The sequence below is a fragment of the Spiroplasma corruscae genome (assembly GCF_002237575.1).
Classification (GTDB): Bacteria; Bacillota_I; Bacilli_A; order Mycoplasmatales; family Mycoplasmataceae; genus Spiroplasma_A; species Spiroplasma_A corruscae.
Genome location: NZ_CP022535.1, coordinates 860,224 through 872,515, shown reverse-complemented (window position 1 = coordinate 872,515; position 12,292 = coordinate 860,224). Strand labels below are relative to the sequence as shown.

The window sequence follows — 12,292 nt, the reverse complement described above, 5'->3', positions numbered from 1 at the left end:
CTAAAAATTTAATTTAGAGAACAATAGTGGAAGTCATTCATACTTTTAAATAGATGTTTCATTTTTAACATAATTTAATATTAGCATTTTTTATAAATATACAAAAAAAGTTTTATTTTTTAGCACTTTAATATTGACTTTGCTAAAAATATTAGTAATATATTATTGTTTAGCAGTTGAGTATAGAGAGTGCTAAAAAAAAGGGAGGTATAAGAATGGATTTTAATCAAAGACCAGATCCTATGAATGATCCAGAAATATTAAATAAATATACTAGGAACTTAACACAGGACGCAAAAGAGGGAAAAATTGATCCCATTATTGGTAGGGATGATGAAATAATGAGAGTCATCAGAATACTAAGTAGAAAAACAAAAAATAACCCTGTATTAATTGGTGAACCAGGAGTTGGTAAAACAGCTATTGCAGAAGGACTTGCTCATAGAATTAATAAAGGTGAGGTACCGAGTAATTTAAGAAATAAAAAAATACTTGAATTGGACATGGGAAGTGTAATGGCTGGTGCAAGTTTTTTGGGAGATTATGAAGCCAGAATAAAAGGTATCGTTAATGCAATTCAAAAAGAAAATGGAGAAGTAATATTATTTATTGATGAATTACATTTGATTGTTGGTGCTGGTAAAACTGGTAATGGTGGTGGAATGGATGTATCAAACCTACTAAAACCTTCATTAGCAAGAGGCGGGATAAAAGTAATTGGTGCAACTACATTAAAAGAATATAGAGAATATATTGAAAAGGATGCCGCACTTGAAAGAAGATTTCAAAAGGTATATGTATCAGAACCTACTATTGATGAAACCATTTCAATTCTAAGAGGATTAAAAGAAAGATTTGAAACTTATCATGGAGTTAGAATTCATGATAATGCATTAATTGCTGCAGCTGTTTTAAGTGATCGTTATATTTCAGATAGATTCTTACCTGATAAAGCAATCGATTTAGTAGACGAAGCAAGTGCAACAATAAAGACTGAAATCGCATCAGTCCCAACTGAGTTATATCAATTAAACAGAAAAATAATGCAATTAGAAATTGAAAAAGCAGCATTGTCTAAAGAAACAGATGATAAATCAATTGAAAGATTAGAACAATGTCAAAAGGAACTTGAATCATTAAAACAAGAACAAGAAAAGTTAAATACTAAATGAGAAAGTGAAAAGAAAGTTTTAGCAAATATTAATAAGTATAGATCTACAATTGATCAGCTTAAGTTAGAACTTGAAACTGCACAATCAGAAGGTAAGTTTGAAAGAGCTGGAGAAATTCAATATTCATTACTACCGGCGCTACAAAAACAACTGAATACATCACTTGATGGAAAAAAAGAAAAACTTATTTCTGAAGAAGTTTCCGAAGATGAAATTGCAAAAATAATTTCTAAATGAACAGGAATTAAAATAGAAAACTTGATAGAAAGTGAAAAACAAAAACTACTGCATTTAGGAAGTAATTTAAAAAAAATGGTAAAAGGTCAAAGTCATGTAATTGAATTAATTGCTGATTCAATACTAAGAAGCAGAAGTGGTATAAAAGACCCAAGCAAACCAATTGGTAGTTTCTTATTTTTAGGTCCAACAGGAGTTGGTAAAACAGAGGTAGCAAGATCATTAGCTAAAACATTATTTGGTAGTGAGAAGAAAATGATTAGGTTTGATATGTCAGAATATATGGAAAAACAATCTGTATCAAAACTTATAGGGTCACCACCAGGTTATGTTGGTTATGAAGAAGGTGGAAGATTAACAGAAGCTGTTCGTAGATCACCATATTCAATAGTATTATTTGATGAAGTAGAAAAAGCACACCCAGATGTATTCAATGTGTTCTTACAAATATTAGATGATGGAAGAATAACTGATTCTCTTGGTAAAACTGTTGATTTCAAAAATACAATTATAATTATGACTTCAAATATAGCTTCAGAATATTTAATGAGTACGCCAATAGAAATGATTGACCAAGAAGTAATTGATAAGGAATTAAAAAATTACTTTAGACCAGAATTTGTTAATAGAATTGATAATGTAATTACTTTTAACCCATTATCAAAAGAAATTATTAAAGAAATTATTACTAAAACATTAAATGAGTTAAAAGAAAGAGTATTGATTAATAATGACTACTTACTAAATTTCACTGATGCTACAATTGATAAAATACTAGAAGAAGGTTATAACAAAGAATACGGTGCAAGACCTATAAAAAGATATATTGAAAAAAACTTGGAAACTTTAATTGCAAGAGCAATTGTTTCAGAAGAAATTGAACCAAAAAGAAATTATGTTGTTGACGTCCAAAATGGCAAATTTATAATAACTTCATCAAATAAATTAAATTAGCACTTGAATATTTAGAGTGCTATTGGTAAACTATGATTGTGTGTTTTTAATGGAGGATTATGATGCTAAGTAAACGTCAAGATCAAATTTTAAAGGCTATTATTGAGGAGTATATTAAAACTGCATTTCCGGTAGGTTCAAAAAGAATTCATGAAGTAATCGAAATTGAAGTTTCACCGGCGACTATTAGGAATGAATCAGTACTTTTAGAAGAGCAAGGCTATATTGAAAAGGCTCACACTTCTTCAGGAAGAGTTCCCTCTACAAAAGGTTATCGGTATTATGTGGATAACTTAATGAAGGTAAATAATTATGATGATATTAAAACTAAAATAGAATTAATATTTGCCAAGAGAGATATTACTGTTGATGAAATACTAGATAAAACATCAGTTTTAATAAGTGAAATGACTAAGTTAGCTACAATTGTTGTAACTTCTAATGAAGTAGATGAAGTAACATTATCAAAAGTTGAATTAATTCAGTTAACTAAAAATAAAGCCGCAGTGTTATTTGTATTATCGAATGGTAATATACAAAATAAAACAATAAATCTTGATAATGTAGCATTAAACGATTTAATGATTTCAATAGATTTGTTTAACGAAAGATTGGTAAACTCAAAAATATCAGAAATTGAAACAAAATCGCAAATCATTATTCCAATATTAAAAAAACAAGTAAAAAAATATGAATTTATACTTCAAACATTAGTTGGTGCATTGATTCATACTGAGTCTAATAAATCTAAAACAAGTGGTGTTAAATATTTATTAGAAAATCCTGAATTTAATGATCCTAAAAAAATCAAAAGTATAATAGAGTTCATAGAAACAGCTTCACCTTTTGCTTGATTCAATTCACAAAGTAAGAAAGGTTCAAAAACTTCTGTAGCAATTGGATTTGAGACAGGTATTGAAAATGATGATATAGCTGTTGTAAAAACTGATTTTACAACAAATTTTGGAAATAAAGCATCACTTGCTTTGGTTGGACCTAAAAGAATTGAATATGATAAAGTTTCGGATCTTTTAGATTGAATAAGGAAAAAAATAGAAACGAAATTTTTAGGAGAGGAGTAAATATGGATATTAAAAGTAACAAGGACATATTTGAACTTATTAATAAGTTAAAAAAGGAACTTGATCAACTAAAGCCTCAACCTCAACAATCAAATAAACAAGTTGAAGAAGTTGAGCAAAGCAAAGATAACAAAAATTTAAGTAAAAAATCGAAAGATAATAAAGATGAAGAAAATCAAAATAATCAAGAATTATCAGATATTGAGAAGTTGGAGCTTAGCTTTGTAGAACTAATCGAGAAGAATCAAAAACTTGAAGAAGATAAACTAATGGCTATTGCAGATAATCAAAATACTGTCAAACGTTTCCAAAATGAATATCTTGTAATAAAAAAATATGGTGGAGAAAAGTTAGCATCAAATATTCTACCAGCTATTGATATGTTTAGAAGTGTTATAAGTTCATCTCCAGAAAATCCTGAGATTAAAAATTATTTAATGGGTTTTGAAATGATTATTAATCAAATTGATCAAGCATTAAGCAACTCAGGAGTATCAATTATAGAAGTTAAAGAAGGAGACGACTTTAACCCAGAAATTCACTCAGCTATTGAACAAATTGAAACTGATAAATATAGTAGCGGGAAAATTACTAATGTAATCTCAAATGGATATAAATTGCATGACAGAGTAATTAAGCATGCAAATGTAAAAGTAGCAAAATAGAAATTAAATTAGGAGGATATAAATATGGCAAAAGAAAAAATTATAGGAATAGATTTAGGTACAACCAATTCTTGTGTTGCAATTATGGAAGGTGGACAACCAATGGTTTTAGAAAACCCTGAAGGTCAAAGAACTACACCATCAGTTGTTGCATTTAAAAATAGTGATATTATAGTTGGTGGAGCTGCAAAAAGACAAGCAGTTACAAATCCAAATACTGCAATCTCAATTAAGAGAGATATGGGGACTAATAAAAAAACTAAATTAGAAAACAAAGATTATACACCTGAACAAATATCAGCTGAAATACTTAGATACTTAAAAAAATATGCTGAAGAAAAATTAGGAACAAAAATAACTAAAGCTGTTATAACTGTTCCAGCATACTTTAATGATGCACAACGTAAAGCAACAAAAGACGCAGGTAAAATCGCTGGTCTAGATGTTGAAAGAATTATTAACGAACCTACTGCTGCAGCATTAGCATACGGTATTGATAAAAAAGATAAAGAAATGAAAGTTTTAGTTTATGACCTAGGTGGAGGGACATTTGACGTTTCATTACTTGAATTAGCAGATGGAACATATGATGTATTATCAACATCAGGAGACAATATGCTTGGTGGAGATGACTTTGATAAAAAAATCATGGATTGAATAGCAGATAAAATTAAAAAAGAAGCTAATATTGATTTATCAAAAGATAAAATGGCATTACAAAGATTCAAAGATGAAGCTGAAAAAGCAAAAATTAATTTATCTAGTCAAGTTGAAACTGAAATAAACTTACCATTTATAGCAATGAATGAAAGTGGCCCAGTTAACTTTTCAACAAAATTATCAAGAGCAGAGTTTGAAAAAATGACTAAAGATTTAGTGGAAAGAACTAAAAAACCTGTATTAGATGCTTTAGCAGAAGCTAAGTTAAAAGCAACTGATATTAATCAAGTTTTATTAGTTGGTGGTTCAACAAGAATACCTGCAGTTCAAAATTTAGTTAAATCTTTATTAGGTAAAGAACCAAATAGAACTATTAACCCAGATGAAGTTGTTGCTATGGGAGCAGCAATTCAAGGTGGAGTTCTTGCTGGTGATGTAACTGATGTATTATTACTTGATGTTACTCCATTAACTTTAGGTATTGAAACAATGGGTGGAGTTATGACACCTTTAATTACAAGAAACACAACAATACCAACAGAAAAATCACAAGTATTCTCAACAGCTGCTGATAATCAACCAGCCGTTGATATAAATGTTTTACAAGGTGAAAGACCAATGGCTTCAGATAATAAATCATTAGGTCAATTCCAATTAACTGGAATTAAACCTGCTCCAAAAGGAGTTCCTCAAATAGAAGTTACCTTTAAAATTGACGTTAACGGAATTGTTTCAGTAACAGCAAAAGATAAAGATACAAATGAAGAAAAAACTATTACAATTTCAAATTCTGGAAGTTTAAGTGAAGATGAAATAAAACGTATGGTTAAAGAAGCTGAAGAAAACCACGAAGCTGATGAGAAAAAACGTAAAAATATTGAATTAAAGAATAAAGCAGAAAGTTATTTAAATATAATTGAATCTTCATTATCAGAAGCTAGCGATCAAGTTAGCGAAGAACAAAAAAAACAATCAGAAGAACTTGCTAAAGAAATTAGAGAGTTAATTACTAAAGAAGATTACGAAGCTTTAGATAAAAAAATGTCTGATTTAGAACAAGCAATGAAAGCTGCATCAGACTTGATGGCACAACAAGCGCAAGCAAAAGTTGATGAGAATAAAGATTCTAAAGAAGAAGAAGAGAAAAAATAGTTCAAAGAACAACTTCGATGTTGTTTTTTGTTAATAGATAAGGGGTTCAGAATGGCAAAAAAACGTGATTATTATGAAGTTCTAGGAGTAGATAAAAACGCTTCTGAAGACGAAATAAAGAGAGCTTATCGTAAGCTTGCTAAAAAATATCACCCTGATATTTCAAAAGAAGATAATGCAGAAGAAAAATTTAAGGAAGCTACAGAAGCTGCTGAGGTATTATTAGATAACAAAAAACGTAAAGCTTATGATCAATTTGGACATGACGGTTTAAGCGGATTTGGTTCTTCTTTCAGCGGATTTGGTTCTGGTTTCAATGATTTCTTTTCAAATATGGGTGGAGGAAGTGGCAATGACTTCTTCTCTGACATATTTTCAAGTTTTTTTGGAGGTAATAGTTCAGGATTCTCTTCTGGTTCAAGAAGTTCAAATTCTAGATCATCTAGAGCAAAAGATATTATTTTAGAAATAAATTTAAGTATTAAAGAGTTACTATTTGGTGTTGATAAAGAAGTTAATTTAGACTTAGTTTGCGAATGTGAATCTTGTAAAGGTGTAGGGGCACTCTCTAAATCAGATATTTCAACTTGTGATACCTGCAAAGGGCAAGGTGTTGTTACGGTCGTTCAAGATATGGGTATTGCAAAGTTTCAAACACAACAAGCATGTCCTAAATGTAAGGGTGAAGGAAAAATAATTAAAAATCCTTGCAAAGATTGTAAGGGTGATGGATGTTATGTTAAAAACAGAACTATTAAAATACCGATTCCAAAAGGTCTAACCGTTGGTCAGCAAATTGTTATGAGGGGTATCGGAAACTACTCTTCGGCATCAAAAACAAAAGGTAATATATATATAAATATTGATCTAAAGTCATCAAAAAAACTACAAATCATAGATGATTATGATATAAAATATAAATTTGATCTAAGCTACATTGATGCTTTATTGTGTAAAGAAATTAAAATAGACACTCTTGATGGTGAAAAAACTGTAAAAATTACCAAAGGAATAAAAAATAATGATATTATTCAAGTTAAAGGTTTAGGGCTTTATAAAGGAGTCAAAACTTCTCAACGTGGTAATCTTTTATTAGAAATTAATATAGTTATTCCTGACAATTTATCATCATCAGAAAAAGATGCATTTGAGTTACTTGATAAAGAAACAAAATTTAAAGTAGAAAATAATTTAAAAGAGTAGAAAATCAAAAGAAAATCTTTTGATTTTTTATTATTGTTATTACATAAATGTAATAATACATTTTTAAAAGTGTTAAAATTATATTATGTAATTTACTAAAAGGTGAAATATGAAGCTTATAGAAATAAAAAATCTAACTAAAAGTTATAGAAATAAAGTTATATTAGAAGATATATCTATAGATATTAATGAAGGGGAATCTGTTGCATTTTTGGGTAAAAATGGCGCAGGTAAAACTACTTTAGTTGAAATGATTGCAAAAATTAATAAACCTACAAAAGGGGATATTAAGATAAATATTGACAGAAACATTAAACAAGAAATAGGTATTCAGTTTCAAGATGGAAATTGACCGTCAGGTTTATGTGCAGCAGATATTATTGAATTTTATATAACAGTATTTCCAAACTTCTCTAGAAAGAAATTTGACGTTCTTGATGATACATTTGAAATAAAATCATTTTTTAAAACACCTTTGAATAGACTAAGTGGTGGTCAAAAACAACGTTTTAATGCACTGCTTTCCATCATAAATGATCCAAAAATAATTATATTAGATGAATTAACTACTGGATTAGATATGGAACTACAATTTAAGATTCTAGAATTTTTTAAGCAAAAAATTCAAAAAAAACAAACATTATTAATTGTTTCTCATCATCCAGAAGAAGTAGAAACACTATGTAGCAGGGTTATAATAATTGATAATAAAAAAGTATTACTTGATAAAAGTATAGAAAATGTAAAAAAAGATTTTGGAAGTGTTAGAAATTTAATGGAAAAGTTTTACAAAGGTGATTTAAATGAAAAATAAACAAACACAAAATTTAGAAAACCCAAATCTTAAATTTAATCTAAAACAAAATACATTAATATTTACACAGTTATTTAAATTGATTGCTAAGTCTTTTTTTAAGAATGTTCGTGGACCACTTTTTACATATATTATTCCAATATTCTTTACAACTCTTTTTTACTTTTTGTTTTCAAAAGAAAATAGTAGTAATAGAGGAAGTGCTATATTAGGTTATTTAGCATTACCTTGTTTAACAATTTTAACTTCACTATCAACTTCAATTGTTGAGTGAAAGAATTCTATACTCTTAAAAAGAATTGATACAACAGGTATTAGCAAGAAAAACTTTGTATTTTGTCTATGATTATTTTATTTTTTGATAGGGTGGTCAGGAGTTGTTGTTGAAATAATAGCGGGATTGGCAATTGGTACAAGTGATGTTATAGAATTATACAAGAATATGAATTGGGGATATTTTATTTTAGCAATAAGCTTAATCGCCTTAATGACCATTGGGTTAGCAACATTAATTGGAGGTAATTTTAGTGATAGTGGTGCAACAGAAGGTACTGCTATGATAATTTACTTTATATGTATATTCTTTTCGGGAATTATGCTTGACCCAAGATTATTTGAATCAGTAAATGGTGTAAGAATATTTACTTATTTTATTCCCTTAAAATATCCTGTTGCATTATTATTATTTTCGCAATTTTCAAAAGGTGATTGAAATCATGCTGGATTTAATACTGGTAATTGAAATGATAATGGTGATGCAAATTATCATGTATTCACAAGTACGTGGCAACCATTGCTTGGAGCAATATTGATAATAGTTTTATTATTTATTTTAACTTCATTGACATTTAAGTGACACAAAAAAAGATAACATAAAGTAGGTGATAACATGTCTGACAAAATAAAAGTCTTAAAAATTCGCAGAGAAGGTTATAATGGCGTTCTAGAAGATGATGAAGATGATAAATTCTGATTTGAAGATGATAGTAATGTATCTTTAACAATTGATTTTGATAAAACAATAGATGTAGATCAATTAAGCGAATTGAATAAAAATAATAAAATATCACTTATTCAAAATCCTAACTCTAATTTTTTTAGACCTATTGAAAAAACAATCACCTTTAGTAAATTTGATTTACAAAAACCAAGATACGAAAGTTTTAGTGTACTTGATAGAACAATTGAACAAAAACCTTCAAGAATTAGACAAGAGATTATTGATTTAAGAAGAGCAGCTTATGAGCAAGAACAAATGGACAAAGATAGGTTGCTTGATAAATTAAATGTAAATTTAAAATTAAAAGATAATTTTAAAAATTATAGACTTGTAGACTCTGAAACAGAAGTTACAAATAAAGACCAAAGTTATTTTGATAGTATTGCTATTTCAAACACAAATTTAGATAATAACATCATAGAAAAAAATAATGCAAACAAAGACAATGAAACAGTTATTGATAAAACAACTTCATTAGAAAAACTAAAAGATTTAACTATAGAAGATTTTAAAAATATTAAAGTTGATAATGATCAAAGAAATACTACAAACATTGATATGGATGAGATAAAAAATAACTTTTCTAAAATGAAAACAAAACTACGTTCAGATTTTAAAAAATCTAGATTTAAACAATATTTACACAGTAAGGATTATAAAAATAATAAAACTTCATATCAAGAATATAAAAAAACTGTTGCACCAATTTATTCAGAAAATATGACAAAAGACGACCAAGAGTTTTTTGTTGAACTACAGAAAAGTTTTGGTAAATTTTACGATAAAATAAGTCAAGACGATATTGTTAATAACAAGGAAAGCGGTAATAAAGAAGAAGTTGTTAACGAAGATGATTTTGCAAAAAAAGAAGAAAACTTAGAAGATAATAATTTATCTAACAATATAGATTCACAAGAAATTATTAACAAACAAGAAGTCGTAAACGAAGATAATTATGCAAAAATAGAAGAAAACCAAAAAGATAATAATTTATCTAACAATATAGATTCACAAGAAGTTATTAATAATGAAGAATCCAATAATAAAATAATAGATAATGATAATAAATATCATTCAGTCGATAAAAATGACAGCCATATCGTTGATGAAAATAGAAACATAAAGCAAGAAGAGATTTTAGATAAAGAATCTAGAAAAGAAAAAAAATTAAAACTAAAACTTGAAAAAGAAAATAATAGGATAAATGTAGCTGATGAATATGATAAATCATTAAGTGATACTCTAGATGATTTTAATAAAGTGTTAAATAATTATAATAATAAACAAGAACTTAAAGAACAAGTTAAAGAACTCTTCGAAAGAAAATCAGCTGATACTACACAATTGTTAAGTAATATACTTCAAAAAGCAAAAAAAATTAAAAATGAAGATACTGATAAAGAAATAATTGAGTTTAGTGATTTTGAAAGTTTATTAGATGATCCTAAATATATTAAAAATATAGTAAAACTCACAAAAAAAGAGAAAAAAAATGTAAAAAAAGGATTAAAAAAAGTAAAAGGTGAAAATTATTAAAAAGAAAGTTATAGTTGGGCTTAGTGGTGGTGTAGACTCATCAGTTGCTGCAAAGTTATTAATTGATCAAGGTTATGAAGTTGAAGGACTTTTTATGAGAAACTGAGATAGCAATATTAATAATGACGTATTAGGAAATAACCATTCTAGTCAAATATGCCCTCAGGAAGTTGATTATAATGATGCTAAATTAGTAGCTGAAAAATTAAAAATTAAAATTCATCGTATTGATTTTATAAAAGAGTATTGAGATAAAGTATTTGAGTATTTTATTTTTGAATATAAAAAGGGTAGAACCCCAAATCCTGATATATTATGTAATAAATTTATAAAGTTTGACTTATTTTTAAGGCATGCGATAGATATTCTTGGAGCTGATTATATAGCAATGGGTCATTATGCTGGTGTAGTTTATAATGATATAAACAAGGAATATAATTTAATAAAAGCAAAGGATTTAAATAAAGATCAAAGTTACTTCCTTTCAGAGTTAAACCAGTACCAACTATCAAAAACTCTGTTTCCTTTATATGAATATAAAAAACCAGATGTAAGAAAAATTGCAAGTAAGCTAGAATTAGTTGTTGCAAATAAAAAAGACTCAACAGGTATTTGTTTCATAGGAGAAAGAAACTTTACTAAGTTTTTACAAAATTATATTCCCAACCAACCAGGTAAAATTATTGACATTGAAACAAATAGAGTTTTAGGGGAACATATTGGTGTAATGTATTATACAATAGGTCAAAGAAAAGGACTTAATTTGGGTGGAAACAAAGAACCTTACTATGTTGCAAAAAAAGATATAGATAATAAGATTTTATATGTATCTTGTTTGAGTGAAGAAAAGTATTTATACTCTAATGGTTGCACTATTAAGGATTTTAATTGGATAATCAATAAAGAAAATGTACTTATTAACAATAGATTTGAATGTAACTCTAAATTTAGATATAGGCAAGAAGATGTGTTGGTTGATGTAACTCTATTAAAAAATAATGATTTATCGGTAGTTTTTACAAAACCTTTAAGAGCAATCACAGAAGGACAGCAAGCTGTATTATATATTGATAATATTTGTCTTGGTGGTGGAATAATAGATAGCGTTTTTTAATAAAATAATATAAAATTAATATATATCAAGGAGAGATATTATGAGCGAATTAATGACGCCAGCCATTATTGGTGTAGTTATTGTTATTGTTTTAATATTTATTATTGTTTCTTCAATTACAAGTAAGAAGGCACAAAAAGTTGAACAAAAGAAACGTAAAAAGATAGTAAGAGAAGAAATAAAGAATTATTTATCTAAAAGTCAAAATCTTAAGAATGTAAAATTAGAATATGAAAAAGTATATGCCAGAAAAGGTGCTGAATATAAATATAGAGACGTTTTTGATGTTGTTGTTAATATTTTTGAAGCAAAGACTAATAACCTTATGTCTACTAGATCATTTGAGGTTGAAGGTATAACTACAAAAGAAGGCAAAAAGAATTATACAACAACTTGACAAGTTAACAAAGAACTTGATCTTGAAGATACAAGAAAAAGAATTGCAATTGCAGAAAAAAAAGTTAAATTAACCAAAGAAGAACGTAAAGTTTTAAGAGACGAAGAAAGATTAAGATTAATCGAACAAAAGAATCAAATGAAAAATGAGATTCAAAATCTAAAATTAGAAAAAGAAAAACAAAAAAATAATGTTAACGCTCAAATTCAAATTGATAAGGCATTAAAACAAACTACAGTTAAGTTTGTTCCAAAACGTAACAAATAAATATAGCATAATTTGTTGCTAATAATATTCTCCATGTTA

10 protein-coding genes are annotated in these 12,292 nt (G+C 27.5%); all 10 read left to right on the top strand.

From position 1 onward, the window contains the following. The first annotated feature begins 215 nt into the window (after window positions 1–215). The 10 genes from SCORR_RS03800 to SCORR_RS03755 all read left to right on the top strand — a co-directional run bounded on the left by SCORR_RS03800 (window position 216) and on the right by SCORR_RS03755 (window position 12,253). Window positions 216–2,363 carry an ATP-dependent Clp protease ATP-binding subunit gene (locus tag SCORR_RS03800; RefSeq protein ID WP_094049312.1) on the top strand — a complete coding sequence of 716 codons (2,148 nt, stop codon included), beginning with the start codon at window positions 216–218 and terminating at the stop codon, window positions 2,361–2,363. Between the two features lie 59 nt (window positions 2,364–2,422). Then, window positions 2,423–3,445, top strand: coding sequence for a heat-inducible transcriptional repressor HrcA (gene hrcA, locus SCORR_RS03795; protein ID WP_094049310.1), 1,023 nt, complete (start codon window positions 2,423–2,425; stop codon window positions 3,443–3,445). A gap of 2 nt (window positions 3,446–3,447) precedes the next feature. Continuing rightward, a complete protein-coding gene (locus SCORR_RS03790; RefSeq protein WP_094049308.1) occupies window positions 3,448–4,110 on the top strand; it encodes a nucleotide exchange factor GrpE in 663 nt (220 codons plus the stop codon). A gap of 24 nt (window positions 4,111–4,134) precedes the next feature. Continuing rightward, complete coding sequence (dnaK, locus tag SCORR_RS03785) at window positions 4,135–5,922, top strand: molecular chaperone DnaK (RefSeq protein WP_094049306.1); 1,788 nt, start codon at window positions 4,135–4,137, stop codon at window positions 5,920–5,922. Window positions 5,923–5,973: 51 nt separating this feature from the next. After that, a complete protein-coding gene (locus tag SCORR_RS03780; RefSeq protein WP_094049304.1) occupies window positions 5,974–7,125 on the top strand; it encodes a DnaJ C-terminal domain-containing protein in 1,152 nt (383 codons plus the stop codon). Window positions 7,126–7,234: 109 nt separating this feature from the next. Next, window positions 7,235–7,939 (top strand): ABC transporter ATP-binding protein, encoded by a 705-nt coding sequence (locus SCORR_RS03775; protein ID WP_094049302.1) that lies wholly within the window; start codon window positions 7,235–7,237, stop codon window positions 7,937–7,939. Then, entirely contained in the window at window positions 7,929–8,810 is an 882-nt protein-coding gene (locus tag SCORR_RS03770) for an ABC transporter permease (RefSeq protein ID WP_094049300.1), read from the top strand. Before SCORR_RS03775 ends, SCORR_RS03770 begins: the two co-directional genes overlap by 11 nt. Window positions 8,811–8,828: 18 nt before the next feature. Continuing rightward, window positions 8,829–10,475 carry a hypothetical protein gene (locus tag SCORR_RS03765; protein ID WP_094049298.1) on the top strand — a complete coding sequence of 549 codons (1,647 nt, stop codon included), beginning with the start codon at window positions 8,829–8,831 and terminating at the stop codon, window positions 10,473–10,475. Further along, entirely contained in the window at window positions 10,471–11,589 is a 1,119-nt protein-coding gene (mnmA, locus tag SCORR_RS03760; RefSeq protein ID WP_094049893.1) for a tRNA 2-thiouridine(34) synthase MnmA, read from the top strand. Before SCORR_RS03765 ends, mnmA begins: the two co-directional genes overlap by 5 nt. A 40-nt stretch (window positions 11,590–11,629) precedes the next feature. After that, a complete protein-coding gene (locus tag SCORR_RS03755) occupies window positions 11,630–12,253 on the top strand; it encodes a hypothetical protein (RefSeq protein ID WP_094049296.1) in 624 nt (207 codons plus the stop codon). Window positions 12,254–12,292 lie beyond the last annotated feature (39 nt).